This is a genomic window from uncultured Aquimonas sp., from assembly GCF_937888285.1.
In the GTDB taxonomy this organism is placed as follows: domain Bacteria; phylum Pseudomonadota; class Gammaproteobacteria; order Xanthomonadales; family Xanthomonadaceae; genus Aquimonas.
The window spans coordinates 34,281-58,357 of sequence record NZ_CALART010000068.1 but is presented as its reverse complement, the minus strand read 5'-3'; the positions used below and the strand labels follow the sequence as shown (position 1 = coordinate 58,357).

Sequence of the window (24,077 nt, the reverse complement as noted above, 5' to 3'; positions counted from 1 at the left end):
GCTTGCGCGGCGATCAGAAGCCGAACTGCAGGCTGAGGTACCAGCCGCGTTGGTTGTCCTCGATCACGATGTTGCCGAGGTCGACATAGGCCAGGGTCAGCGAGGCGTGCTTGTTGGGCGCCCAAGCTAGGAACACGTCCCAGGCATTGTCTTCGCGGGCGATGCCGAGATTGTCGGGCTTGCTGCGGAACTCCGCGCCCAGCGCCAGGTTCGGGCTGAGCAAGCGGGCCACGCTGCTTTCGAGCTCAAGGCTGCGGCTGTCGCGCTTGTCGCCGCCGAAACCGAGGATGCCGAACTGGTTGGCGCGCGTGTAGCGCAGCGTGGCGTTCACCAGCAGGCTGCTGTCGAGATAGAGCTTGGTGGCGGCGAGATAGAGATCGACATCATCGCGCCGCTGCGCGCCGACGAAGGCGAGCACGTCGGGCTGATCGTTGCGCTTGTACTGCGCGCCCAGCGCCAGCTGCGGCAGCCAGCGGTCCTGCTCGTAGACGGCATCGCCGGCCAGCTTGACCTTCACGCCGAGCGTGTCCTGGCTGAAGGTGAAGCCGCGGCCCAGGCCCAGCGCCGCGCCCACGTTCTCGGTGTCGAAGCGCTGACGCGACACGCTGAGCTCGACGCGGTCGTACAGGCCGACAAGGGCGCCATAGCTGTCCAGCGTGTAGTCATCGAGACCGACGCGCGTGTAGTAGGCGTTGGCGCCGATCTGGTCGCGGGTGCCGTAGCCGCCGATCAGGGCCCAGGGCGTCAGGCCACCGCCACCGGCGCCTTCGACCTGGGTGACGCCGCCGGTGAGCAGCAGCTTGCCGCCGTAGCGCGAGGCGCTGGCGAGGTCGCTCTGGGCGAACGCGGGCGCGGTGCTGCCCAGCACGGCGAGGCAGCCGATGGCGAGCGCGGTGCGGCGAAGGGAGAGAAAGGACATGCGGGCTCCTGACAGGGTCGAGTCGGCGGCCGGGTCGCTCCGGCTCGGCAGGTGTACGCAGGCGACGCGGGGACTGGATGCAGCGGATAGGCGTGCAGATGTCAGGACCGCGTGAATCCGCTTGGCGATGCCCTCGGGCTCCCTGATGTGAGCGCCAGCCTTTCCTGGCTGCGCCTGACGCGCAGGCCGACGCCTTCAAGCCGTAGAGCCGGCAGGAAACTGGGGAGCGTCGCCCCCGCCAAGGCCCGCCGTTTGTAGCGAGCTTGCTCGCGACCCGCAGGGTGGGCACACCGCGGAGGCTGCGGTCGCCTGCAAGCAGGCTCCTACACAGAGCGCGAGCCGGTGAATCCGCGTGTCTTCGGGAACACCCGGCCTGCAAGGCGGGACTGAGAAGCTCTCAGTACTCGGACTCGGGCGCCGGAGCAGGTGCCGGCGTCGGTGCAGCGGCCGTTTCCAGCACGATGTGCCAGACCCCGCTGACGTTGTCGCCGGTGATGTCGCCGGCGCGCTTGTCATACGGCCAGTAGTACAGCGGCTGGCCGCGCCAGGCCCACTGCCGCGCACCGTCCATGCGTTCAAGGATGCTGAAGTCGCCCTCGTCGGCCGCGTCGAGATCCGCCAGCAGCGGCGGCCACAGGCGTTCGCAGGCGCGGTAGCAGGTGCTGATGCCCGGGCGGTCGCGATCGAAGACGTAGAGCGTCATGCCACGGCGGTCGACCAGATAGCCGCGCACGAACACCGCGGGCGCAGTGCCGGGGTCATCGGGCAGCTCGGCCAGCACGGCCGCGTGCTCCTCGTCGCTGGCCGGCGGTCGGGTCGACTCGAACATGCTGGTGCTGGCGGCGGGCTTGTCGGCAGGCTGCTGGGCCCAGACGGTGGCGCTGGTGGTCAGCAGAAGCAAAGCAATCAGCAGAGGCTTCATGGCGCGCATGTCCTGACTGGAGGAGGAAGACACATCGACGGCTACAGCCGCAGCCGGCGCAGCAGCCAGCGTACGACACGACCGAGGCGCGGCACAGGTTCGCCGCGGATCAGCAGCAGGGCGCCTTCGGGGGAATCGAAGGGCTGGTGGCGCGAGCCCGCTTCGGCGACCAGGAAGTCCCCGGCGGGGTGACGCTGGCCGGCGTGCAGGATCGCGCCCTCCAGCACGAGGCATTCCTCGCGCGCGCTGTGGGTGTGGCGCGGAATGCGCGCGCCGGGCTGCAGCCGCCACAGGGTGATCTGCTGCCGGGTCTGCGGGTCGAAGCGCAGGGTCTGCACCTCCACGCCCTCGAAGGTGGGCACCCAGGGCGCAGGCTCGCGACGCGGGGAGGGCTCCACATCCGCGCGGGCGAGCAGCCGCTCGCGCAGCCGTTCCCGGGCGGCGCTGTCGAGCATGGCCTCCGGCAGGGGAGGATCGGCGGGGGGGCTCTTGCGATCAGCCATCGCCTGCTCCCCGGCCGCCCAGGAACTGCGCCAGCCGCGACAGCGCACGCCGCAGGTGGCTCTTGACCGTGCCCAGCGGAACGCCGGTGCGCTCGGCGATCTCGCCGTGACTCAGATCCTCGACGAAGGCCATCGCCAGCATCTGCTGCTGCGGCAGGCTCAGCCGGGCGCGTGCAGCCTGCAGCGCGGTGTCGGCATCGAGGCGGTCGAGCAGCAGGTCGGGGGCGTCTTCCATTGCTTCCTCATACGCCTTTTCGCCGGCTTCTGGATGCAGCGGCTCAGCGTGGCGATGGCGACGCTCGCGCCGCAGCCGATCGATCGCCCGACTCCAGGCCATGCGCAGCAGCCAGGGCAGCACCTCTCCCCGCTGCGGATCGTAATCCGTCGCCCGCTCCCAGGCTTGGGCGAAGGTGTCCAGGGTGACTTCCTCGGCGTCCTCGGCACGCTGCAGCACGCGCAGGGCGACGGCATGCACGCGCGCCGAACAACGGTCGAACAGCTCCGCCAGCGCCGCCTGCTCGCCCTGCGCCATGCGCAGCACAAGGCCGACGAGGCGCAGGCCTTCGGCTTCGCGGTCGTCGTGCAGGAAGGGAGTGATGGGCGGCATCCGTGGCAGGCTCGGCGAGACGTCGCCGGCCTGCAGGATCCATTCACGCGCGTGGGCAGAGTGAGAAGCCGCGCCACGCGCCTTGCAGGTCTGCCCGGATTGTCACGACTGCGACCCGCGAGGCGCCGCGGTTTCCGCCCGCGCCAAAGTCGCGTGGGTTGCGCCCGGAGCGATCAGCCCTGCGAATCGACTTCCGGCGCGCAGTGCTCGGTTTCGGCCTGCTCGTTCTCGGCGATCTGCTGCTGCCGCTCGGTGTTGGTCAGGGTGCGGGTTTCTTCGCCCTCGCGCAGACTGACGTACTCGTTGGCGCGCAGCACCTGCAGGTTCTGCTGGGCACGGGCGCAGGCGGCGGCGCGGGTCTGGCGGCGCGCTTCGGCGGCGGCTTCGGCGGCGCGCTGGCGCGCGAGTTCGGCACGCTCGTCGGCAGAGAGGTTGGGATCATCGATCGGCGGCGGCGTCGCGACCGACGCGCTGGCAGCCGGCGGTGCCGGCGCCACGCTGGGCTCGGCGCGCAGCGCCACGCGCTGAGCGGTCACGCCCTCGGGGGGCCGCTCGCCGTACTGGGTATTGCCGTTGGCGTCTTTCCAGCGGTACACCTCGGTGGCATCGGCAACACCGGCAAGCCCGACCAGCGAGACAAGCAGCAGGGGGGCAGTGAAACGGGCGAACAGGCGCATGGCGCGGATTCCGTGAGGATCGGTGCGCACTTGTTAGCACCGCCCCTGCGCGCTGGCAAGGCGGAGGACGCCCGGCGGCGCCATCGCGGCGCCTGTCGGCCCCGCCGTATGCAAGTACACTCTGGAGTGTTCGCGCCCACGTCCGGGTGCCCTGCATTGAGCCTCATGACCGCCACAGAAACCGGACCGAGCGGCGAGACACCCCGTCCGCCCCCGCGCCGCAGCATCTACCTGCTGCCCAACCTGTTCACCACGGGCGGGCTGTTCGCCGGCTTCTACGCGATCATCGCGGCGGCGAACGGCGACTTCACCAGCGCCGCCATCGCGGTGTTCGTGGCCGGCCTGCTCGATGGCCTCGATGGCCGCATCGCGCGCATGACCAACACCCAGAGCGAGTTCGGCGTGCAGTACGACTCGCTGGCCGATCTGGTCAGCTTCGGCATGGCGCCGGCGCTGGTGATGTACCACTGGTCGCTGTCGAACCTGGTCTACCACGGCCCGGTCTGGGGCAAGATCGGCTGGGCGGTGGCCTTTCTCTACGCCGCCTGCGCCGCATTGCGGCTGGCGCGCTTCAACACCCAGGTCGGGGTGGTCGACAAGCGCTGGTTCATCGGCCTGGCCAGCCCGGCCGCGGCCGGCTCGCTGATGGCCTTCGTCTGGGCCGCCACCAAGTTCGGCTACGGCGGCGCCGACCTCGAATACGCGGCCCTGGCGGTGACCGTCATCGCTGCGCTGCTGATGGTCAGCCGCATCCGCTACCACAGCGGCAAGGCCCTGCCCTTCGGCGAGCGCGTGCCCTTCGTCGTGATCCTCGGCGCGCTGGGCCTGTTCGTGGCGCTGGCGGTGGCACCGGATCGCGTGCTGCTGGCGGTGTTCTGGATCTACGCCCTGTCCGGCCCGCTGGGCTGGGCGATCGGGCGCCTGCGTCGGCGCAGCGGATGAATCTCGCCGCCGCCCCTGCCCAAGCCACCGAGCAGCGCCTGCTGGCGCGGCTGGCGGATCTCTCGCAGCGGCTGGCGGTGTCGATCGATCTGGAGCAGACCCTCGCCCAGGTCGCGCAGATCATCGCGGAATCGATGGATGCCGAAGCCTCGGCCGTGTTCCTGATCGACGAGGCCCAGCAGCGCATCGTCTGCCGCGCCTGTCACGGGCCGGTGGATATCAGCGGGTTGAGCCTGCGCCTCGACCAGGGCCTGGTCGGCCGTGCGATCGCGCGCGGCAGCTGCGAGATCGTCGGCGATGCCCACACCGATCCGGACTTCGCCGGCCGCACCCTCGATGCGCGCACCGGCTTCGACACGCGCAGCGTGCTGACCGCGCCGATCATGACCACCGAGGGTGCGATCGGCGCCCTGCAGGTGCTGAACAAGCGCGGCGGCGGCCCCTTCGACGCGGCCGACGCCGACTCGCTGCGCCTGCTCGCCGCACCGACCGCACTGGCGCTGAACCACGCCCGCCTCACCCAGGTGGTGGTGCAGCAGAACCGGCTGCGGCGCGAGCTGACCATGGCCCGCCGCCTGCAGCGCTCGCTGCTGCCCAAGCGCCGGCGCGGGGCGTTTCCGCTGCGGGCGCTGAATTTTCCCGCACGCGAGATCTCGGGCGACTTCTACGATTTCTTCGAGCTGCCCGACGGGCGGATCGCCTTCACCGTCGGTGACGTCGCCGGCAAGGGGCTCGACGCCTCCTTCCTGATGGTCCGCTGCGCCAGCCTGCTGCGCTGGGCCGGCAAGGAGGGCCTGCCGCCGGGACAGTGGCTGGCGCGCGCCAACGATGAACTGATGGAGGCCATCGCCGCCGGCATGTTCGTCTGCGCGGTCGCCGGCTACTACGACCCGTTCCGCCAGCAGGCGGTCTGGGCGAATGCAGGCTTTCCGCCGCTGCTACGGGTGGATCGCGTTGGCTGCTTCGCCCGCTTCGAGGCCGAAGGCCCGCCGCTGGGCATCCTGCGCGGCATGAGCTACCCCGAGCAGCAGACCACCTTGGACGGCGCCGCCCTGTACCTGTTCTCCGACGGCATGACCGACGTGCGCGGCGACGACGGCGAAGTGCTGGGCGTCGACGGCGTGCAGCATGCGGTCGGGGAGATGCGTCTGCTGCCGCCGGAAGCGCGCCTGCGCGCACTGGTGCGGCGGCTGCGGCGGATGACCGTCACCGACGACACCACCCTGATGGTGGTCGAGGGCGAGGCCCCTGCCCTGCTGCGCATCGAGTTTCCGGCCGAGGCCCGTCAGCTGATGCCGATGCGCCACGCGGCCGATGCCGTGCTGGAGCAGCAGGGCGTCGATGCCGAACTGCGCGCGGCCCTGGTGCTGGCGCTGGACGAAGCCTGCGCCAACATCATCCGCCACGCCTTTGGCGGCGGCTGCGGCAGCGGCCGCATCGAGCTGCTGATCCGCCGCGAGGCCGAGGCCCTGCACTTCGTGCTGAGCGACACCGCGGCCTGCGTCGACCCCGAGCGCATCAAGCCGCGCGACTTGAACGAATGCCGCCCCGGCGGGCTGGGCCTGTGCTTCATCGACACCCTGATGGATGCCTGGAAGCTCACCCCGCTGGCCGGCGGTGGCAACCGCCTGTGGATGGTCCGGCGTCTGGATTCGGCCAACAGCCACGTAATCGAACACAGCCCCACTGCCCTCGACGCCGGAGCCTCCATCGCATGAACGACTGCCAGACCCTGAGCGAAGCCGGCCACACCGTCGTACGTCTCGCCGGCGAAGTCGACCTGAGCTGGTCGGCGCAGGTGCGCCAGGCCGTTCTGGCCGCGCTCAACGGCGGCGGCCCGGTCGCCGTGGATCTGGCCGCGGTGCGCTACATCGACAGCTCGGGCATTGCAGCCCTCGTCGAAGGCTTCCAGAACGCCCGCGGCCGCGGCCAGCGCTTCGTGCTGGTGGCGGTCAGCGCGCCGGTGCAGGCGGTGCTCAAGCTGGCGCGGCTGGACCGCGTGTTCGAGATTCACGAATCGCTGGAGGGCGGCGCGCCCGCATGAAGGCGGCGACTGCCCTGCTCGATCGCGTCGGCCGCCGCAGCGTGCAGGTGCTGGGCGAACTCGGCTACGCCGCCATGCTGTTCGTCGAGAGCCTCTATTTCATCGGCGCCGGCTGGGCCCGCGGGCAGCCGGTGCGGCCGCGCATGGTGGCCGAGCAGATGCGCCAGATCGGCGTCGATGCGCTGCCCATCATCAGCCTGCTGTCGTTGACCATCGGCGTGATGCTGGGCATCCAGTTCATCGCTGCGCTCAGCGAGTTCGGCGCCGAAAGCCAGGTCATCATCGCCACCGCCAAGTCGATCACCCGCGAGTTCGGCGCGCTGATCACCGCCATCGTGGTCGCCGGCCGCACCGGTTCGGCGCTGGCCGCGCGGCTGGGCTCGATGGTGGTGTCGCAGGAAGTCGACGCACTGGCCGTGACCGGCATCGACCCGGTGCGCTACCTCGTCGCCCCCGCACTGCTGGCGATGCTGGTGATGGTGCCGGTGCTGACGGTGTTCGCGAACCTCGTCGCGCTCACCGGCGCCGGCCTGTATGCCTCCGGCCCGCTCGACATGGAAGTCGGCGCCTACTTGAACCGCACCCTGCAGCTGCTGGAGCCGCGCGACCTCTGGGAGGGCCTGTCGAAGTCCGTGGTGTTCGCCGTGCTGATCACCCTGATCGGCACCAGCACAGGGTTCTCCGTCAGCGGCGGCGCCGAAGGCGTCGGCCGTGCGACCACCCGCGCCGTCGTGCTGTCGATCAGCGCGATCGTGGTAGCGGACATGCTGTTTTCGTTCTTCCTCAATCGATGAGAGCCGGGATTCGGGATTCGGGATTGGGGATTCGCAGCCGGTGGGCTGCAGGCTGTCGTGCGCCCATCCGTGCCGAAATGCCAGCAGGCAGCTCGCTCGTCGCCCCCGCGAAGGCGGGGGCCCAGCGGCCGCGCTTCGAAGCCGGGATTCGGGATTGGGGATTCGGGATTCGCAAGAGCCAGGGCGGGCGCGCCGCAAGGTGCGGCCTGAAGGCGCCGTGCGGAGTGTCGACGCAAGGGCTCGTCGAGCTTCGCTCGACGAATCCCGAATCCCCAATCCCCAATCCCGGCGACTCCGCACGGAGTCGCCCATGACAAATCCCCAATCCCCAATCCCCAATCCCGGCGGCTCGGCGACCGCCGAGCCGCTCATCGACGTTCACGGTCTGCAGGCTTACTACGGGCGCCGGCGCATCCTGCACGGCATCGACTTCCGGGTTTTCCCGGGCGAGATCCGCGTGATCATGGGCGGCTCGGGCTCGGGCAAGAGCACCCTGCTGCGGCACCTGCTCGGCCTGCAGAAGCCCGCGGCCGGCACGGTGCGGCTGTTCGGCACCGACATCGCGCATGCCAGCCCCGCGCAGATGCTGGCGATCCGTCGGCAGCTGGGGGTGAGCTTCCAGGGCGGGGCCTTGTTCACTTCGATGACGGTCGGCGAGAACGTGGCGCTGCCGCTGCGCGAGCACACGCGGCTCGACGAGAACACCGTCCGCATCATGAGCCGGCTGAAGCTCGAGGTCGTCAACCTCGGCGGCTTCCAGGACCTGATGCCGGGCCAGCTTTCGGGCGGCATGGTCAAGCGCGCGGCGCTGGCGCGGGCGATCGTGATGGACCCGAAGCTGCTGTTCTTCGACGAGCCTTCGGCAGGGCTCGATCCCGTCGTCTCGGCCGAGCTCGACGAGCTGATCCTGCAGCTGCGCGATGCCATGCGCATGAGCATCGTGGTGGTGACCCACGAGCTGGAGTCGGCCTTCAAGATCGCCGACACCATCACCGTGCTCGACCACGGCAATGTCCTCATGACCGGCACCGTAGCCGAGGTGCGCGCCTCGGATCACCCGCGCATCCAGGACCTGCTGAACCGCCGGCCGCGCGAGATCGAGGTCAACGTGGACGAATACCTCAAGCGGCTGACCGAGGAAGAGGGATGAAAAGCCGGGAATCGGGAATAGGGAATCGGGAATCGTCGAGCTGCCCTCGCGAGCGCAGGCGCGCGCGCCTAAACTGCGCCACCACCCACGGGACAGCCGGATGAAGCGCGACGGGATCAATTACAGCCTGGTGGGCGCGGTGGTGCTGGTCGCCTTTGGCCTGCTGCTGTTCGCCCTGTTCTCGATCACCGGGCGCAGCGGCAGCGCGCTGCGCTACCACGCCTACTACGCCAACGTGACCGGCCTCGGCCCCGGCGCGCCGGTGTTCTACGAGGGCTTCCGCATCGGCCAGGTCGAGACCATCACGCCGGACCGCAGCCAGGGCCGCACCCGCTACCGGGTCGAACTGGCCCTGCGCGCCGACTGGCCGATCCCGGACGACAGCGTCGCCGCACTGCAGTCGACCGGCCTGCTGGCCGACGTCGCGATCGCCATCCGTGAGGGCAGCAGCACGGCCATGCTGACCGAAGGCGGCGAGCTGGCCAGCCGCGAAGGCGCCGATCTGTTCGTCGCCATGGCCGATCTGGCCGGCGAGGTGAATGCGCTCTCGAAGGACCGCCTGCGCCCGATGCTGGAGAGTTTGGCCGTGCGGCTGGAGTCGATCGGTGCGGCCGTCGACGCCAGCGCACCGGCCCTGCTCAGCGAGGCGCAGGCCCTGATGGGGCGACTCAACACCGCCGCCGACGGTGTCAACGCGATCCTCGATGCGCCCAACCGCGAGGCCATCCGCGCCAGCCTGGCCAATGTGCAGCAGCTCTCGGCCGAGCTCGCCGCCACCCAGGCGCGCGCCGACAGGCTGCTGGATTCGCTGAATGCGACCGTCGACGAGAACCGCCCCGACCTGCGCGAGGCGGTCGCTGATCTGGAGCGCACGCTGGGCACCATCGCCCGCCGCATCGACTCCATCACCCATCATCTGGAAAGCTCCAGCCGCAACATGGACGAGTTCACCCGCGAGATCCGCCGCAATCCGAGCCGGCTGATCTACACCCCGCCCAAGGACCCGGTCGAATGAACCCGCGCCCGCCGCATCGACATCTGCGCGCTCTGCTGCTGGCCGGTGTCGTGGCCCTGCTGACCGCTTGCGCCACCCCGCCCGGCATTCCCGAAACCACCTGGCACCGCCTGCCGGCAGCCTCGGCCGCGGCAAAGCTGAACACCCCCAGCGCGCTGCCGATCGTGGTGCAGCGCATGGAGGCCGACGGCCTGCACGCCGACCAGGCCCTGCTGTATGCGCTGGACCCGAGCGGCGATCGCCTGCGCGCCTATCACTACCACCTCTGGGTCGACCCGCCGGGCTATCTGCTGCAGCGGCGCATGGTGCAGCGCCTGCGCGCCGCCGGTGCCGCCGAGCGCGTCACCGACCACCTGCCCGGCCGACCGGCGGCGCTGTGGGTCAGCGGCCGCATCGAGCGCTTCGAGCGCGTGCCGCATGCGGGCGGTGGCTTCGAAGCGCAGGTCAGCCTGCGGCTGCGGGTCAGCAGCCGCGACGGCCGCCTGCCGCTGGTCGACGGCGAGTACGCGGCCAGCTCGACGGCGGGCGACGACAGTCTTGCCGCCTCGGTGGCCGCACTGGGCGTGGCCACCGACCAGGCGCTCGACCGCTTCCTTGGCGATCTCGAGCGCGCCCTGCAGGAGGCCGCGCCGTGAGCCGGCTGGCGCCTCTGGCAGGCGCGGACGAACAGCTGCATCTGGCCCGCGCGCTGGGGCTGACGCCGCTGCGCCTGCGCGATCGCCCGCGCCCGGCCGCACCCGCGCGACTGCGCATCGCCGCCGCCGAGCCATTGGAAATCCTCCGCCAGGACACCCTGCTGCAGGCCCTGCTGCGTGCGCTGAACGTGACGACCGAAGAGGTCGGCCCGCCGGCCGCGGGTGATGGCCCAATGCTGGGGGTCGGCACCGAAGCGGCGGGTGCCGAGGCAACGCTGCCCACGCTCGGTGCGCTGCGCGGCAACGCGGCCGCCAAGCGCGCCCTCTGGCCCGCCCTGCGCCGCCTGCGCCGACGTCTGCTGGACGCATGAACGCGCGCCCGGCGCCCGAGGTGGCACAGCTGCGGCCGATGACCGAGGCCGATGTCGATGCGGTGATGCGCATCGAGCTGCAGGCCTATCCGTTCCCGTGGACGCACACGATCTTCCGCGACTGCCTGCGCGCCGGCTATGCCTGCTGGGTGCTGGAGTCAGGCGCCGGCCTGGTCGGCTACGGCGTGCTCAGCGCCGCCGCCGGCGAGGCCCACGTGCTGAACGTCTGCGTGGCGCCGAACCACCAGGGCGAAGGCCACGGCCGCCGCCTGATGCGTCGACTGATCGACCTGGCGCGCTGGCACCGCGCCGAGCGCATCTTCCTGGAGGTCCGCCCCTCCAACCCGCACGCGATCGCGCTCTACGACTCGCTGGGCTTCAACGAGATCGCCCGCCGCGCCAACTACTACCCGGCCGCGGGCGGCCGTGAGGACGCCATCGTGATGGCGCTGGAGCTGCTGCCGGACGAGGGCTGAGCGACGCCGACGACCCGTCGACGCCCGGCACGGCGAGGAACTTGCATCCGCATCTGCCGCGCGTCGCCCACCGCCGGCGCCGAGGACCCAGGATGGACCGACTCGAAGCCCTCAGGACCATTGCGCGCGACGTTGCGAGCGGTGAACTGAGCTTCCCGACCCACGCCCAGCTGGCGCTGAAGATCAAGGCCGCACTGGACGACCCCGACTGCTCGGTCGAGCAGGCCGCGCGCCTGATCCAGGCCGATCCGCTGCTGTCGGCGCGGGTGGTCGGCATGGCCAACTCGGTGGTCTACAACCGCAGCGGGCGCGAAGTCGCGGACGTGAAGACCGCGGTCAACCGGCTCGGCTTCTCGACGCTGCGGACCCTGGCCATGGCCCTGGTCACCCGCCAGATGGCCGGCGGCGAGGGCAGCCCTGCGCAGCAGGCGGCTGCGCGTCAGCTGTGGGAGCGCAGCGCCCACGTCGCCGCGCTGGCGCGCACGCTGGCGCACAAGGTCACCGGCCAGAATCCCGAAACCGCGCTGTTCGCCGGTCTGGTGCAGGAGATCGGCGGCTTCTACCTGATTTCGCGGGCCGCCCAGTTCCCCGCCCTGCTGCGCATCGAAGCGCCGCTGGCGGCGGCGCTGGCCGACGACACCGCGGGCGAGGACGAGGACACCGACGTGCAGGTCGAGCGCGCCATCGGCCGCGCGGTGCTGAAGGTCCTGTCGGTGCCGGCCGCGGTCATCGAGGCCATCGAGGAGTTCTGGCGCGGCATGCTGTCGATCCCGCCGGAGACCCTGGGCGACACCCTGCTGCTGGCCAACGTGCTGGCGCCCGTGCCCTCGCCGCTGCGCTGGCACGACCCGCAGGAGGCCAGCGCTTCGCGCTCGGCCTCGATCGACATGCTGGTCGGCGAGGAACCCCTGCAGGCGGTGCTGCGGGAGTCCGCGGCCGAAGTCGGCGAACTGATCGCGACGCTGAAGTTCTGAAGGCCACGGCGCGGCTCGCCGAGCGCTTCCCAGCCCCGCGATGCGCTGCGCTCAGCGCGTCGCCAGACCCTCCACCTGCTCGCCGAGGATGGCCACGCTTTGGCCTTCGCGCAGGCGCTCGCCGCCGCGCACGATGACCCGATCGCCGGGCTTCAGCGCACCGCGCACCTCGATCCGATCGCCCTGGCTGTCGCCGACCTCGACAAGCACGCGCTGGGCCAGGTTCTCGGCGTCGACGCGCAGCACATGGCTGCCCTCGCGGCGCAGCACCACGGCGTCGCGCGGTACCACCAGCACCTCGCGCGCGGCATCGGTCGGCAGCGCCAGCTCGACCGCACTGCCCACCGGCAGATCCAGCCCCGCAAGCGGCAGGCGCAGTTCGAGCTGACGCGAGACCTCATCGCCCACCGGCACCACGGTGCCGAGCTGCAGCGCATGCTCGCGGCCGTTCACCTGCAGCGCGACCTGGGTGCCGACCTGCAGGCGCGAGGCCAGCGCCACCGGCGCGCGCGCGCGGACTTCCAGGTCCGCCGTGTCGACCAGACGCAGCAGAGGCGCGCCGGCGCCCAGCAGCTCGCCCGCGGCGGCATAGCGCTCGACCACCACGCCATCGAAGGGCGCGCGCGGCGCGGCCCGCTCGATCTGCAGACGCAGCCGGGAGAGCCCGGCGTCGGCCTCGCGCGCCTGCGCCTGCAGCGAGGCCAGCCGCGAATCGGCCTCGTCCAGCTGCAGGCCGGAGACATGCCCCGCACCGCCCAGCTGGCGAAGGCGGGCGCGCTGACGCTCGGCCTGCTCGGCCTCGACCTGCAGCCGAGCGATCCGCGCCTGCTGCTCGCGCACCGACAGCTCCAGCGCGGCGGTGTCGAGTCGCGCCAGCGGCTCGCCGCGACGCAGACGGCTGCCGACCTCGGCCAGCTGCAGCACGCGTCCGCCGACATCGGCGGCGAGCCGCGCATCGCTGCGGCTGTGCACGCTGGCGCTGACCCGGCGCTGCGGCGACAGCGCCATGCGCTCGACCGCGGCCACGCTGACCACCGCCGGCGGTGCGGGCGCGGCAGCAGCCGGCGTGGCCTGGGCCTGGGCGCTGGCGCCGCCGCCGAGGTCGAGCAGGAAGGCGCTGCCGCCCAGCGCGCCGACCAGCAGGGCGGCGGCCAGGCCATAGGCGAGTCGACGGCGCTTCCGCACCGGAACGGCCGGGTGCTGCAAAGACTCTGACTGCGGGGTCGCAGTGGAGATTGCAGCGACAGACTCAAGGGCCGAATCCGCGGGCACTCCGTTCGCCACCGGATCAATCAAAGACGCCCGCACGACGGTGGGCTTGCGCGGGCTGCGCTGGCGTTTGCTGGACATGGGTGTCTCCTTGGTTTCCATGGAAGGGCTGCGGCCATCCTGGTCGCAGCCCGCTGTATCGACGCAGCCGCGCCGATCAGATGCGCAGGGCATCGCACCCTGCGCCGGCGGCCGTCCCTGGCCGCGCTGCGGCAGCGCATCCCTGCGTCGCCGTGTTCTGTGTCTTTCGCCGCCCGCGCTCATGCGGCCACCGGCTGCAAGGCGGCTGCGCGCTCACGTCGCGACTGGGTCAGGCGCACCAGCACCGGCACCAGCACGAAGGTGAACACCAGGGACAGCGCCACGCCGCCGACGCTGACTGCGGCCAGCCCGCGATAGATCGCCGCCCCCGGCCCGGGGCTGACCGCCATCGGCAGCGCGCCGAACACGCCGGTCAGCGCCGCGATCAGCACCGGCCGCAGGCGCTGGTTCATGGCCTCGCGCAGGGCGTCCTCGACGCCGAGCCCGCGGGACTGCGCGGCGCGGGTCTGGGCCAGCAGCAGGATGGCGGTATTGACCACCATGCCGAGCAGCATCACGAAGCCGATCATCGACAGCAGATCGAGGTTCTGGCCGGCCGTGAGCTTCAGCGCCCACAGGCCGAGCACGCCGCCGAGCAGGGCCAGCGGCAGGCTGGCCATTACCAGGGCGCTGTCGGTCAGCGAGCGGAACATCGCCGCCATCAGCAGGAACAGCACCAGCAGGGCGAGCAGGAAGTTCAGGCCCATCGAGGACACGATCGAGTCCAGCCGATCGGCGCTGCCGGCCATGCGGATGCCCGCATCGGCGGGCAGCTGCTGGCGCAGCCCGGGCAGGATCTCGGCCTCGATCACCGCCAGCGCGTCTTCCAGCGCCAGCTCGGCGGGCGGATCGAAGACCAGGGTCAGGCTGCGGCGGCCGTCGACGCGGCGCAGCTGGTTCGGGCTCAGCACGGTTTCGATGCGCGCCAGCTCGGACAGCGGCAGCACCCCGCCCAGGGGCGTGGCCAGCGGCAGCGCGCCCAGCGCGGGCAGGCCGCCGCTCGCGTCACTGCCGACACCCAGCAGGATGGGCAGGCGGCTGTCGCCGTTGAAGTGCTCGCCCAGCCACAGGCCATCGCCGAGCACGCGCACGGCGTCGGCAAGATCAGGCCGGCTCCAGCCGACTTCAGCCAGACGACGGTCGTCGGGCAGCACGCGCAGCTCCGGCGTGGCGGCATCGGCGTTCGGGAACACCTGCACATTGGCGCCCGGGAAGCGTGTGCTGAGCGTCTCGCGCGCGCTCGCCGCGGCCTCGCGCAGGGCGTCGCCATCGGCGTGCTGCAGATGCACGCTGATCGCCCGCGCCGAGCCGCCGAAGCCGCCGAACAGCTCGCCCTCGAAGGCGAAGGCGCGGGTGTCGGGCAGGCCCACGATCACCTCGTCGCGGACCAGGCGCTCCAGCTCGCCGATGGTGCCGGCATCGACCACGCGCGCGCCGATCGTGCCGCCGCCGGGCCACAGCAGCAGGTACCAGTTGCTGAGCTGGGGCGCGCGCTCGCCGTCCATGAAGGGACGCATGCGCTGCAGCAGGGTCGGCGCCAGTTCGGCATTGACCCGTGCCGGGCTCATGCCGGGCGGAAAGCTGAACTGGGCATCGACCGCCGCGCGCTTGACCGGCGGCAGATAGTCGAGCTGGGGCATCAGCATCCAGGCCAGGGTCGCGGGCAGCAAGACCAGCAGGGCAGCGCCGGCCATTTGCCGCGGACGCGTCGAGGTCCAGGCGAGGATGCGCTCGGTCAGCGCCGGCCAGCCGCCGGCCAGCTTGCCGCGCGCGCCGGTGCGCAGGAAGCGCCCGGCCGCGGTCGGCAGCACGACCAGTGCGACCAGCAGCGAGACCGACACCGCGATCGACACGGTCAGGGCGAGGTCGGCGAACAGCTGGCCCTCGACGTCCTGCAGGCTCATCACCGGCAGGAATACCGCCACCGTGGTCAGAGTCGAGGCCAGCAGCGCGCCGCCGACCTCACGGGTGCCCCGCAGCGCAGCTTCGTTGCGCGACAGGCCGGCCTCGCGCAGGCGCAGGATGTTCTCCGCCACGACGACCGCTGCATCCATCACCATGCCGACCGCGAAGGCCAGTCCCGCGAGCGAGATCACGTTGAGGCTGCGGCCGCCGAGCTGCAGGACGATGAAGGTCGACAGCAGGCAGATCGGGATCGCGGTGGCGATCAGCAGGGTGGCGCGCAGGTCGCGCAGGAACCACCACAGGCAGCCCACCGCCAGCAGGATGCCGGCGAACAGGTTGCCGGACAGCAGGGCGATCGCGCGCTGGATGAACAGCGAAGCGTCAAAGCTCTGCTGGATGTCGAGCCCGCGCGGCGCCAGCTCGCTCTCGCGTACACGGTCGACTTCAGCGCGCACTGCGTCGAGCGTCGCCAGCACGTTGGCGCCGCTTTCGCGCAGGAAGCGCAGGCCGATCGCCGGGTTGCCGTTCTGGTAGCTGAAGAAGCGCGCCTCGGCGGGCTGCACGCGGATGTCGGCGACATCACGGAGCCGCACCGGCCGACCCTCGCGCCAGGCCAGCACCAGCTCGCCGAGTTCCTCCGGCGCGTAGCGGCCGGCGAAGCGCAGGCTGTATTCACGGCGGCCGTCCTCGACCAGCCCCGCCGAGACATCGGTGGCGCGCGCGGCCTGGCGGGCGATCAGCGGCAGCTCGACGCCGAGCGCGGCGGCACGATCGAGATCGACGCTGATCCGCAGTTCCTCGGGCGTGCCGCCCTGCACTTCGATCGCAGCCACGCCTTCGATGGCCTCGAAGCGCGGCACGATGCGCTCCTCGATGAAGCGGCGCTGCTGGTTCAGGTCGCCCGGCGTCCCGGGCAGCTGCTGGATGAAGAAGAAGGTCAGCAGGCTGTTGGCGCCATCGGCGCCGGTCTGCAGCACCGGCGGGCTGGCGTCGCGCGGCAGCGGCGGCAGACGGTTCAGGCGCGAAATCACCTCGACCGCAGCGGCCTTCATGTCGCTGCCGACCGCGAAGGTCAGGTTGACCCCACCGAAGCCGTTGCCGATGTTCGACTCCATCGACTCCAGGCCCGGCAGGCCCTGCAGCACGCGCTCCAGCGGCTCGACGATCTCCGACTCCAGCTCCTGCGGCGAAGCCGCGCGCCAGTTGGTCTGCACCGACAGCTGCGGGCGCTCGATGTCGGGGAACAGCTGCAGCGGCAGGCGGAACAGGGCGATGCCGCCGAACAGCAGGACCAGGGCCAGTACGGCGGCCACGGCGGGCGGATTGCGCAGTGCGCTTTCGGTGAGTTTCATGGGGCTCAAGCATCCTTGCGAGGCTGCGCGCACTCTGCGCCCGCCTCCTGCTGCCTCGGATGCACCAGAGGTCACGAAGGTTGCGTGGCCTGCGGTGAGCCGTGCGGCGGCTGCGACGAGCTGCGGTGGGGCGCGCGCGGTTGCATGACCTTCGGCAGGGCTGCGCGTAAGGTTCCGGGATCAGAACGCTCGCGTCACCAGGAATCGCGCCGCCACGAAGGCCGCCTGCTCTGGCTTGCAGGCGCCCGCAAAGCCCCTTCTTGGTCGCGGGATTCCTGGATCCCCGCATGGGCGGGGATGACGGATCCGGATGTGTTCGAGAACACCCGCGATGTGTTCGAGAACACCCGCGCTGCAGCTTACGGTTGCGAAGCGCTCAGCCGCGGAAGCGCTCGCGGTAGCCGCGCGAGAGCTTCAGCTCCTGGCCGCAGTCGAGCTTGAGGAAGGCCTCACCGTTCAGGTGCGGACGCATCTCGACCACGCGCGAAGCATTGACGATGGTCGAGCGGTGGATGCGCGGGAAGCGTGCCGCATCGAGCTCGGCTTCGAGCTGGCGCAGGGTCGCGCGCAGCACGTGGGTGCCGCCGTCGGTGTGGATGCACATGTAGTCGCCGGCGGCGTCGATCCAGCGGATGCTGGCCAGTGCGACCAGCACGGTGCGGCCGCCGTCGCGGATCGCCAGCCGGTCGCTGCGCCGCAGCTCTTCCGCGCGCTCGGCGCGCAGGGCCTCGTCGAGGCTGAGGCTGGGACGGCCGGACAGATCACCCAGCAGGCACAGCAGATGCGCACAGTGGGCGGCCTCGTCGGCGCGCCGGCGCTGCTCGCGCACGCGCACCAGCGCCTGCTGGAGGCGCTCGGGCTCGACCGGCTTCAGCAGGTAGTCGAGCGCGCGGGTCTCGAAGGCGCGCAGGGCGTAGTGGTCGAAGGCGGTGACGAAGACCACCTGCGGAAGCGTCTCCAGCGCGCGTTCGGCCAGTGCGGCGAGCACGCCGAAGCCATCGAGGCCGGGCATCTGCACGTCGAGAAAGACCAGGTCCGGACGCTGCGCATCGATCGCCGCCAGCGCGGCGAGACCGTCTCCGGCCTCGCCGATGATCTCGATGTCGGCCGCGCCGTCGAGACGCAGGCGCAGGCCGCGTCGGGCCAGCGGCTCGTCGTCGACCAGCAGGGTGCGCAGCGCAGCGGCACTCATGCGGGGCAGGACTAGGGCGCGCCCACGCGCAGCTCAAAGGGCAGGCGCAGCTCGATCTCCAGCCCGCCCTCGGCGCGGTTGCGGGCGCGGCTGTCGCCGGCCGCGCCGTACAGCACGCGCACGCGCTCGAACACATTGCGCAGGCCCACGCCCTTGCCGGGCGGGAACTGGCCGTCGGCCAGAATCGCCGGGCAGCCGGGGCCGTCATCGCTGACCCGCAGCACCAGCGAGGCACCCTCGCGCCGCGCCTCGATGCGCAGGTGCCCGCCCTCGACGCGCGGCGCCACCGCGTACTTGATCGCGTTCTCGATCAGCGGCTGCAGGATCAGGCTGGGCACCAGCGCGCCGAAGCAATCGGGCGCGATCTCGGTGTCGACGCGCAGGCGCTCGCCGAAGCGGGTGCGCTCGATGCCGAGATAGAGCTGCAGGGCTTCGAGCTCCTGGCGCAGGCTGACCCGTTGCATCGGATCGCTGTCCAGCGAGTGCCGAAGAAAGGCCGACAGCCCCTGCACCATCGCATTGGCGGTCGGCGTGTCGCGGTCCAGCACCAGGGTCGAGATGGCGTTGAGCGTGTTGAACAGGAAGTGCGGATTGAGCTGGTAGCGCAGCATCTTCAGCTGCGCCTGGTGGGCCATCGCGTTCGCCGCCAGCAGGCGCTGGCTCTCCTGCTGCAGCTGGCGGTAGGTGGTGAGCCCGAGGTAGAGGCCCAGCCAGGTCAGTACCACGTAGAGATGGCTGATGCCGTAGGCGAGATAGCTCAGGCGCGAGGCCGGACGGCAGTCGCTGCAGTACTCCACCAGCACCAGCGCATAGGCCCCACCCATCAGCAGGGCCACCACCAGCACCGGGGGCATCGCCCACAGCAGGCGCTGCGGCATCGGCCGGCCGAGCAGGCGCTGCAGCCAGGGGCGCAGCAGGGTCGTGCCGATGGCGCCGGCCAGCGCGGTCGCTGCCGGCACGCTCCAGTAGTGCAAGGGCTTGCCGTGGGCCAGCGCGCCCAAGAAGGACAGCGCGAAGTAACCCAGCCAGCCGCCGATGTGCAGCCACCAGAACAGGCGCGACGGCGCGCGCTCAGCGCCGGAGAGCAGGGGCTCCGCAGGCGATGCATCAATCGGCAGCACGGACATGGGCACGCCTCTGGCCTGCAAACCGGAGATGGTAGCCGCTCGCGGCGGCAGCCTCGACGGCGATCCACACGGATCGGCGCGGAGGCTGCACGCCTTGTCGCAGATGGCCGCCCCGCGCCCTGCCGCCGTGCGGCCGTCGGGGCCTGCGCAGCGCCAGCCCGCTCGGGCCCTGGCGCGGCACGGTGGGGTCAGCGCAATTCGACCTCGCAGCGCTTCTTGCGGCGCGGTGCTGGGTCTTCGCCGAAGGCACGGATGCTGCACTCGACGCCACCGCGGAATTCGCGGGTCACGAAGCGGCCGCCGTCGCCAAAGCGCACCAGCCGGCGGCCACGGAACTCGCAGTAGCCGTCTTCGTTGGCGCAGAACTCGAAGCTGCCGGAGCCCACGCCACCGCCGATGCCGCCGCCCGGGCCGCGCTCAAGGCGGTACTCGCAGTGCTTGCGCTTGCCGCGCACGGGATCGCCGAACTCACGCACCGAGCACGAAACCGTGCCGCCGCGATAGCTGCGTTCGGTGAAACGGCCATCGGTACCGAAGCGCACCGTGGCGCGACCGGGCAGGTTGCAGAGGCCGTCCTCGCCAGCGCAGTACTGCCAGTCGGCGCTGCCGCCGCCGTCCCAACCGTCGCCCCCGCCCCAACCGCCGCCGCTGCCGCCGGCGCGTACGTCGCAGTACTTCGAGCGGCCAGGTGCGGGGTCGCCGAAGCTCTGGTTGCTGCACATCACCTGGTTGCCGCGCACTTCGCGCTCGTAGAAGCGCCCGTCCGAACCGTAGCGGACGATCGCACCGCCGCCGCTGAAGCGACAGATGCGGCCTTCGCTGGCGCAGCGCGTCCAGCCGCCATCGCCGCCGCCGTCCCAGCCGCCGTCATCCCAACCGCCGTCATGGAAGTAGCGCACTTCGCACTGCTTGGACTTGCCGCGGTAGGGGTCGCCGAACATCGAGTTGTCGCATCGCAGCGACGCGTTGCGCACCTCGCGATAGACGTAGCGGCCGTCGGTGCCGTAGCGCACCACGCCCCAGCCACGCACGTCGCAACGCTGCCTTTCGCCGGCGCAGTAGCTCCAGTCGTCCCGGTAGCCGCCGCCGTGGCGCGCGCCCTTCTGCAGGCCCGGGCCGGCGGGCTCGCTGCTCAGTTCGGGGCCGATATAGCCGTCCTGTGGCTGCGCCTGCAGATGGGCGACGGGAAGCAGTAGCGCGCAGGCGCTGATCGCCGCGAGCAGGAGACGGGGCAGGCCCGCAGCGGTGGATCGGATCGACGCGCGCATGCTTCACCTCGGCCTTGTGGGAGTGCGCGGCCACAATAGTGCGAGGCATCCACCGCCGCCAAGCCCGCAGGCCCAACCCCAGCTGAGCGCCGATTTACAGCCCTGCAGCACGCTGCACCCACAGCCTGCGCAGGGGCGCAATCGCCCCGGCGAGCCCCAGCACATGGCCGCGCAGCAGGGTCGGCAGCAGGGCGTCGTTCGAGAACAGGCGGTTCAGGGCATCGAAGCCCTGCGCGGCGAGCGCGTTCTCGCTGCGACGACGACGCGCGTAGCGCTCGATCAGGCGCGGCGAATGCAGAGGCTGGTCGCGCTGCCGTGCTTCCTCCGACAAGGCCAGCAGCTCGCGCGCATCCTGCAGCCCGAGGTTCACGCCCTGCCCGGCCAGCGGATGCACCGCATGCGCGGCGTCGCCGGCCAGCAGCAGCGGACCACTCCGATAGCGCTGGGCCAGCTGCAGCCTGAGCGGAAACAGCACGCGCTCGGATGTCAGCCGCATCGCGCCAAGCTCTGCATCGAAGGCGCGGGTCAGCTCACGCTCGAAAGACTCGGCATCCATGTCGCGTAGTCGCTCGGCTTCGGCCGTGGGCAGGCTCCAGACAATCGACACGCGCTCGTTGGCGCACGGCAGCACCGCCAGCGGGCCGGTGGGCAGGAAGCGCTGCCAGGCGGTCTGCTGATGCGGCCGCTCGGTGCGCAGGTAGGCGACCAGACCACTCTGCGCATAGTCATGGCCGCGCGTTTCGATGCCGGCCAGGGCGCGCAGCGGCGAGTGGGCGCCGTCAGCGGCGATCAGCAGCGGCGCGCGCAGGCTGGCATCGTCCAGGTCCAGCACGGCGCCGCCGTCTTCCTCGGCATAGCCCTGCACGCGGCCGAGGCGCAGATCGACGCCGGCCGGCGCCAGCGCCTGCCACAGCTGCCGCTGGATCAGTCCGGCCTCGACGATATGGCCGAGCTCGCGCAGGCCCGACTCGTCGGCATCGAGATGCAGGGGCACGCCGCCGCCGGCATCCCAGACGTGCATGGCGCGGTAGGGCTGCACGCGCGCGCCAGCGATGCCCGGCCACACGCCCAGCGCGTCCAGCAGCGCCTGCGAGCCGGGCGCGATGGCGTAGACGCGCAGATCGGGCGAGTCCTCGACCCGCCAGTCGGGCGGCTCGCGCGCTTCGACCAGTGCCACCCGTCGGCCCTGATTCGCCAGCCCCAGCGCGATCGCTGCCCCGACGATGCCGGCGCCGATGACGATGGCCTCATGCCCTGCCCGCGCGCGGCTCATGCGCGCCTCCGCAGCTGTTCCAGGGCCGCCAGCGCCGAGGGCTCGGCGCCCATCGCGCCACGCACCAGCGGACGCGCGAGATCGGAGAAGTGGTCGCAGGCCGCCAGGCCCAGGCCGCGCAGCCAGCGCACCGGTGCAGCGGTATGCGCGAACAGGCGGGCGAGCCCATCGCTGAAGTCGATCGTGCGAGCGCGATCGGACTCGCGACGCCGCGCGTACTCGGCCAGCAGGGCCGGGCTGCCGGCGTCCACATCGCTGCCATCGAGGAGCAGGCCGGCGAGCGTCAGCGCATCGCGCAGGCCCAGGTTGAAGCCCTGCGCGCCGATCGGGTGCAGGGTCTGTGCGGCATTGCCGACCACCACGCAGCGCGGCCCGTGCAGGGCATTGGCGGTGACCAGACGCATGGCGTAGGCGCTGCGCCGACCGACCCGACGCAGGCGCCCCAGTTTCCAGCCGAAGCGCTGCTGCAGCAGGGCGAGATAGCCGACCTCATCCAGCGCCTGCACGCTGTCGCTCTGCGCATTGGCCACGGTCAGCACACTGCCGAGCCGCCTGCCGGCGAGCGGCAGCATCGCCACCGGACCCTCGGCGGTGAAGCGCTCAAAGGCGATGCCGCCGTGCGCGCGGTCGGCCTCGACCACGCTGACGAACAGGGTCTGGCCGTAGTCGCTGTGGGTCGAGCCGAGACCCAGCGACTCGCGCAGCATCGAGTCGGTGCCCTCGGCGATCACCAGCAGGCGCGTGCGCATTACCTCGCCGCTGTCCAGCTCGACCTGCATGTGCTCATCGACCCATCGCACCTGCAGCACGCGCGCTGGCGCGCGGTGCAGCAGCTCGCGGCACTCGGCCAGACGCCGCTGCAGGGCCTGGCCCAGCTCGCGCGCCACCACCACGCCGCCGAAGGCATCGACGCCATGCGCAGCGGCGTCGAGCCGCACGCGGCCGAAGTCACCGGCGCTGCTCACATGCACGCCGCGGATCGGCACCGGCGGGCTGTGCAGATGCGCCAGCACGCCCAGCGCGTCGAGCGCATCGACGCTGAGCCGGTTGAGCGCGAGGTTGCGCTCGTCGAAGCTCGGGGGCTGCTCGCGCTGCGGCGCGCTGGCTTCGACCAGGGCCACGCGCAGATCGCTGCGGTCCAGCGCGCAGGCAAGGCTGCTGCCGACCAGGCCGCCGCCGACGATGAGCACGTCGAGCAGCTCGGGGGCGAGGCGGTGCGCGGCCTCGTTCAAGGCGGGTGATGTGGGCATCGCGCAAGTTTAGACCCGCCGGCGTGCCGGGGCCGTGGGTGCCGCGCCCCCGACCGCGCCAGGACCGCAGGGCGAACCGAGGGCACCGGCGCTGCTCGGCCGTGGAGGAAAGCCCAAGCGGTTCGGCCACCCTGGCGCCGGCCTCGGCTATCCTTGTGCCCTGTTCTCCGGCGCTGCGCCGGATCGATTCCCGCTGGAGCCTGCCGATGTCCCCGAACGCCTCGTCGCTGCCGCTGCGCCCGCTGCTGCTGGCCGCCTTCATCCTCGCCGCCGCCGCCTCGCGCCTGCTGCCGCACGCCTGGAACTTCACCCCGGTCGAGGCCATCGCCCTGTTCGGCGGCGCCTACTTCGCCAGCCGCTGGGCCGCGTTCGCAGTGCCGCTGGGCGCGCTGCTGCTGAGCGACCTGTACATCGGCGTCTACGGCCTGATGCCGGTGGTCTACGGATGCGTCGCCGCCTGCGTACTGCTGGGCTTCTGGCTGCGCGACCGGGTCAGCGTGCTGCGCGTCGTTGCAGCCGGCCTCGCCGGTGCGGTGCTGTTCTTCGTGGTCACCAACTTCGCGGTCTGGGCCACTGCCGACACTCTCGGCACGCATCCGGCCTGCAGCATCGGGCTGACCGAGTGCTATGTCGCCGCCCTGCCCTTCTTCCGCGCCCAACTGCTGGGCACCGCCGTATGGAGCCTGATCCTGTTCGGTGGCTACGCCCTGCTGCAGCAGCGCCTGCCGGCCCTGCGCACCGCCCGCACGGCAGCCTGAGCCATGGGCAATCGTCTTTCCAAGATCTACACGCGCACCGGCGATGACGGCAGCACCGGCCTCGGCGACGGCAGCCGCGTCTCCAAGGACTCCGCCCGCGTCACCGCCTACGGCACGGTCGACGAGCTGAACTCCTGCATCGGCGTGCTGCTGGCGCAGGAGCTGCCCGAGGCGATCCGCGAGCCGCTGATCTCGATCCAGCACCAGCTGTTCGATCTCGGCGGCGAGCTGTGCATCCCCGGCCATGCGGCCATGCAGGATGCCGACATCGAACGCCTCGAGAGCATCCTCGACGGGCTCAATGCCGACCTGCCGCCGCTCAAGGATTTCATCCTGCCCGGCGGTGGTGCGCCAGCGGCGCACTGCCATGTGGCGCGCACCGTCTGCCGCCGCGCCGAGCGCGAGGTGGTCACCCTCGGCCACCACGATGCGGTGCGTCCACAGGCGATCCGCTATCTCAATCGGCTGTCGGACCTGCTGTTCGTGATGGCCCGCGTGCTGGCGCGCGCCTCGGGCCACGGCGAGGTGCTGTGGAACCACGAGCGGCGCAAGGGCTGAGCGTCTCTACTGAAC

Annotated in this window: 24 protein-coding genes; 12 read left to right on the top strand and 12 right to left on the bottom strand. The window is 71.4% G+C overall.

The features are described from left to right. Positions 1–13: 13 nt before the first annotated feature. From Q0654_RS14075 to Q0654_RS14055, 5 genes are all read right to left on the bottom strand, one after another. Entirely contained in the window at positions 14–919 is a 906-nt protein-coding gene (locus Q0654_RS14075) for a DUF3034 family protein (RefSeq protein ID WP_298854879.1), read from the bottom strand. Between the two features lie 397 nt (positions 920–1,316). Continuing rightward, positions 1,317–1,841 carry a hypothetical protein gene (locus Q0654_RS14070; protein WP_298854876.1) on the bottom strand — a complete coding sequence of 175 codons (525 nt, stop codon included), beginning with the start codon at positions 1,839–1,841 and terminating at the stop codon, positions 1,317–1,319. 41 nt (positions 1,842–1,882) lie between these two features. Beyond that, positions 1,883–2,344, bottom strand: a complete 462-nt coding sequence (locus tag Q0654_RS14065; RefSeq protein ID WP_298854873.1) for a cupin domain-containing protein — start codon at positions 2,342–2,344, stop codon at positions 1,883–1,885. After that, positions 2,337–2,951 carry a sigma-70 family RNA polymerase sigma factor gene (locus Q0654_RS14060; protein WP_298854871.1) on the bottom strand — a complete coding sequence of 205 codons (615 nt, stop codon included), beginning with the start codon at positions 2,949–2,951 and terminating at the stop codon, positions 2,337–2,339. The genes Q0654_RS14065 and Q0654_RS14060 overlap by 8 nt, the downstream gene beginning before the upstream one ends. A 173-nt stretch (positions 2,952–3,124) precedes the next feature. Next, complete coding sequence (locus Q0654_RS14055; protein ID WP_298854869.1) at positions 3,125–3,628, bottom strand: DUF4124 domain-containing protein; 504 nt, start codon at positions 3,626–3,628, stop codon at positions 3,125–3,127. 165 nt (positions 3,629–3,793) lie between these two features. On the opposite strand from Q0654_RS14055, the gene pssA reads away from it, so the two are divergent. The 10 genes from pssA (at position 3,794) to Q0654_RS14005 (ending at position 12,029) form a co-directional block, all read left to right on the top strand. Then, the gene (gene pssA, locus Q0654_RS14050; protein WP_298854867.1) at positions 3,794–4,570 is read left to right on the top strand and encodes a CDP-diacylglycerol--serine O-phosphatidyltransferase; all 777 of its coding nucleotides are present in this window, start codon (positions 3,794–3,796) and stop codon (positions 4,568–4,570) included. Further along, entirely contained in the window at positions 4,567–6,288 is a 1,722-nt protein-coding gene (locus tag Q0654_RS14045) for a SpoIIE family protein phosphatase (protein ID WP_298854865.1), read from the top strand. The genes pssA and Q0654_RS14045 overlap by 4 nt, the downstream gene beginning before the upstream one ends. Further along, positions 6,285–6,614 (top strand): STAS domain-containing protein, encoded by a 330-nt coding sequence (locus Q0654_RS14040; RefSeq protein WP_298854862.1) that lies wholly within the window; start codon positions 6,285–6,287, stop codon positions 6,612–6,614. The genes Q0654_RS14045 and Q0654_RS14040 overlap by 4 nt, the downstream gene beginning before the upstream one ends. After that, positions 6,611–7,408, top strand: coding sequence for an ABC transporter permease (locus tag Q0654_RS14035; protein WP_298854860.1), 798 nt, complete (start codon positions 6,611–6,613; stop codon positions 7,406–7,408). The genes Q0654_RS14040 and Q0654_RS14035 overlap by 4 nt, the downstream gene beginning before the upstream one ends. A 310-nt stretch (positions 7,409–7,718) precedes the next feature. Continuing rightward, positions 7,719–8,558, top strand: coding sequence for an ABC transporter ATP-binding protein (locus Q0654_RS14030; RefSeq protein ID WP_298854858.1), 840 nt, complete (start codon positions 7,719–7,721; stop codon positions 8,556–8,558). Positions 8,559–8,658: 100 nt separating this feature from the next. Next, positions 8,659–9,573 carry an MlaD family protein gene (locus Q0654_RS14025; protein ID WP_298854856.1) on the top strand — a complete coding sequence of 305 codons (915 nt, stop codon included), beginning with the start codon at positions 8,659–8,661 and terminating at the stop codon, positions 9,571–9,573. Next, the gene (locus Q0654_RS14020) at positions 9,570–10,208 is read left to right on the top strand and encodes an ABC-type transport auxiliary lipoprotein family protein (protein WP_298854854.1); all 639 of its coding nucleotides are present in this window, start codon (positions 9,570–9,572) and stop codon (positions 10,206–10,208) included. The genes Q0654_RS14025 and Q0654_RS14020 overlap by 4 nt, the downstream gene beginning before the upstream one ends. Beyond that, on the top strand, positions 10,205–10,579 hold the full coding sequence (locus tag Q0654_RS14015) for a hypothetical protein (protein WP_298854852.1): 375 nt from the start codon (positions 10,205–10,207) through the stop codon (positions 10,577–10,579). The genes Q0654_RS14020 and Q0654_RS14015 overlap by 4 nt, the downstream gene beginning before the upstream one ends. Next, positions 10,576–11,055, top strand: a complete 480-nt coding sequence (gene rimI, locus Q0654_RS14010; protein ID WP_298854850.1) for a ribosomal protein S18-alanine N-acetyltransferase — start codon at positions 10,576–10,578, stop codon at positions 11,053–11,055. The genes Q0654_RS14015 and rimI overlap by 4 nt, the downstream gene beginning before the upstream one ends. Positions 11,056–11,147: 92 nt before the next feature. Further along, a complete protein-coding gene (locus Q0654_RS14005) occupies positions 11,148–12,029 on the top strand; it encodes an HDOD domain-containing protein (protein WP_298854848.1) in 882 nt (293 codons plus the stop codon). 51 nt (positions 12,030–12,080) lie between these two features. On the opposite strand, the gene Q0654_RS14000 is transcribed toward Q0654_RS14005, so the two are convergent. The 7 genes from Q0654_RS14000 to ubiH all read right to left on the bottom strand — a co-directional run bounded on the left by Q0654_RS14000 (position 12,081) and on the right by ubiH (position 22,746). Next, positions 12,081–13,379, bottom strand: coding sequence for an efflux RND transporter periplasmic adaptor subunit (locus Q0654_RS14000; RefSeq protein ID WP_298854846.1), 1,299 nt, complete (start codon positions 13,377–13,379; stop codon positions 12,081–12,083). Between the two features lie 179 nt (positions 13,380–13,558). Beyond that, on the bottom strand, positions 13,559–16,636 hold the full coding sequence (locus Q0654_RS13995) for an efflux RND transporter permease subunit (RefSeq protein WP_298854844.1): 3,078 nt from the start codon (positions 16,634–16,636) through the stop codon (positions 13,559–13,561). 376 nt (positions 16,637–17,012) lie between these two features. Beyond that, positions 17,013–17,828 (bottom strand): LytTR family DNA-binding domain-containing protein, encoded by an 816-nt coding sequence (locus tag Q0654_RS13990; protein ID WP_298854842.1) that lies wholly within the window; start codon positions 17,826–17,828, stop codon positions 17,013–17,015. Between the two features lie 11 nt (positions 17,829–17,839). Beyond that, on the bottom strand, positions 17,840–18,955 hold the full coding sequence (locus Q0654_RS13985) for a histidine kinase (protein ID WP_298854838.1): 1,116 nt from the start codon (positions 18,953–18,955) through the stop codon (positions 17,840–17,842). A 188-nt stretch (positions 18,956–19,143) separates the two neighbouring features. Beyond that, the gene (locus Q0654_RS13980) at positions 19,144–20,223 is read right to left on the bottom strand and encodes a hypothetical protein (RefSeq protein ID WP_298854836.1); all 1,080 of its coding nucleotides are present in this window, start codon (positions 20,221–20,223) and stop codon (positions 19,144–19,146) included. A 94-nt stretch (positions 20,224–20,317) separates the two neighbouring features. Next, complete coding sequence (locus Q0654_RS13975) at positions 20,318–21,496, bottom strand: FAD-dependent oxidoreductase (protein ID WP_298854834.1); 1,179 nt, start codon at positions 21,494–21,496, stop codon at positions 20,318–20,320. Beyond that, positions 21,493–22,746, bottom strand: a complete 1,254-nt coding sequence (ubiH, locus tag Q0654_RS13970) for a 2-octaprenyl-6-methoxyphenyl hydroxylase (RefSeq protein WP_298854832.1) — start codon at positions 22,744–22,746, stop codon at positions 21,493–21,495. The genes Q0654_RS13975 and ubiH overlap by 4 nt, the downstream gene beginning before the upstream one ends. 206 nt (positions 22,747–22,952) lie before the next feature. Between ubiH and Q0654_RS13965 the strand changes: the two genes are divergently transcribed. Both Q0654_RS13965 and Q0654_RS13960 read left to right on the top strand, forming a co-directional pair. Beyond that, entirely contained in the window at positions 22,953–23,504 is a 552-nt protein-coding gene (locus Q0654_RS13965; protein ID WP_298854830.1) for a DUF6580 family putative transport protein, read from the top strand. Positions 23,505–23,507: 3 nt separating this feature from the next. Then, positions 23,508–24,062 carry a cob(I)yrinic acid a,c-diamide adenosyltransferase gene (locus tag Q0654_RS13960; protein WP_298854828.1) on the top strand — a complete coding sequence of 185 codons (555 nt, stop codon included), beginning with the start codon at positions 23,508–23,510 and terminating at the stop codon, positions 24,060–24,062. Positions 24,063–24,077: the final 15 nt, after the last annotated feature.

Coding starts and splice junctions, on each gene's coding strand:
- Q0654_RS14075 (WP_298854879.1), bottom strand. CDS start 919: ATGTCCTTTCTCTCCCTTCGCCGCACCGCGCTCGCCATCGGCTGCCTC.
- Q0654_RS14070 (WP_298854876.1), bottom strand. CDS start 1,841: ATGAAGCCTCTGCTGATTGCTTTGCTTCTGCTGACCACCAGCGCCACC.
- Q0654_RS14065 (WP_298854873.1), bottom strand. CDS start 2,344: ATGGCTGATCGCAAGAGCCCCCCCGCCGATCCTCCCCTGCCGGAGGCC.
- Q0654_RS14060 (WP_298854871.1), bottom strand. CDS start 2,951: ATGCCGCCCATCACTCCCTTCCTGCACGACGACCGCGAAGCCGAAGGC.
- Q0654_RS14055 (WP_298854869.1), bottom strand. CDS start 3,628: ATGCGCCTGTTCGCCCGTTTCACTGCCCCCCTGCTGCTTGTCTCGCTG.
- pssA (WP_298854867.1), top strand. CDS start 3,794: ATGACCGCCACAGAAACCGGACCGAGCGGCGAGACACCCCGTCCGCCC.
- Q0654_RS14045 (WP_298854865.1), top strand. CDS start 4,567: ATGAATCTCGCCGCCGCCCCTGCCCAAGCCACCGAGCAGCGCCTGCTG.
- Q0654_RS14040 (WP_298854862.1), top strand. CDS start 6,285: ATGAACGACTGCCAGACCCTGAGCGAAGCCGGCCACACCGTCGTACGT.
- Q0654_RS14035 (WP_298854860.1), top strand. CDS start 6,611: ATGAAGGCGGCGACTGCCCTGCTCGATCGCGTCGGCCGCCGCAGCGTG.
- Q0654_RS14030 (WP_298854858.1), top strand. CDS start 7,719: ATGACAAATCCCCAATCCCCAATCCCCAATCCCGGCGGCTCGGCGACC.
- Q0654_RS14025 (WP_298854856.1), top strand. CDS start 8,659: ATGAAGCGCGACGGGATCAATTACAGCCTGGTGGGCGCGGTGGTGCTG.
- Q0654_RS14020 (WP_298854854.1), top strand. CDS start 9,570: ATGAACCCGCGCCCGCCGCATCGACATCTGCGCGCTCTGCTGCTGGCC.
- rimI (WP_298854850.1), top strand. CDS start 10,576: ATGAACGCGCGCCCGGCGCCCGAGGTGGCACAGCTGCGGCCGATGACC.
- Q0654_RS14005 (WP_298854848.1), top strand. CDS start 11,148: ATGGACCGACTCGAAGCCCTCAGGACCATTGCGCGCGACGTTGCGAGC.
- Q0654_RS14000 (WP_298854846.1), bottom strand. CDS start 13,379: ATGTCCAGCAAACGCCAGCGCAGCCCGCGCAAGCCCACCGTCGTGCGG.
- Q0654_RS13995 (WP_298854844.1), bottom strand. CDS start 16,636: ATGAAACTCACCGAAAGCGCACTGCGCAATCCGCCCGCCGTGGCCGCC.
- Q0654_RS13990 (WP_298854842.1), bottom strand. CDS start 17,828: ATGAGTGCCGCTGCGCTGCGCACCCTGCTGGTCGACGACGAGCCGCTG.
- Q0654_RS13985 (WP_298854838.1), bottom strand. CDS start 18,955: ATGTCCGTGCTGCCGATTGATGCATCGCCTGCGGAGCCCCTGCTCTCC.
- Q0654_RS13980 (WP_298854836.1), bottom strand. CDS start 20,223: ATGCGCGCGTCGATCCGATCCACCGCTGCGGGCCTGCCCCGTCTCCTG.
- Q0654_RS13975 (WP_298854834.1), bottom strand. CDS start 21,496: ATGAGCCGCGCGCGGGCAGGGCATGAGGCCATCGTCATCGGCGCCGGC.
- ubiH (WP_298854832.1), bottom strand. CDS start 22,746: ATGCCCACATCACCCGCCTTGAACGAGGCCGCGCACCGCCTCGCCCCC.
- Q0654_RS13965 (WP_298854830.1), top strand. CDS start 22,953: ATGTCCCCGAACGCCTCGTCGCTGCCGCTGCGCCCGCTGCTGCTGGCC.
- Q0654_RS13960 (WP_298854828.1), top strand. CDS start 23,508: ATGGGCAATCGTCTTTCCAAGATCTACACGCGCACCGGCGATGACGGC.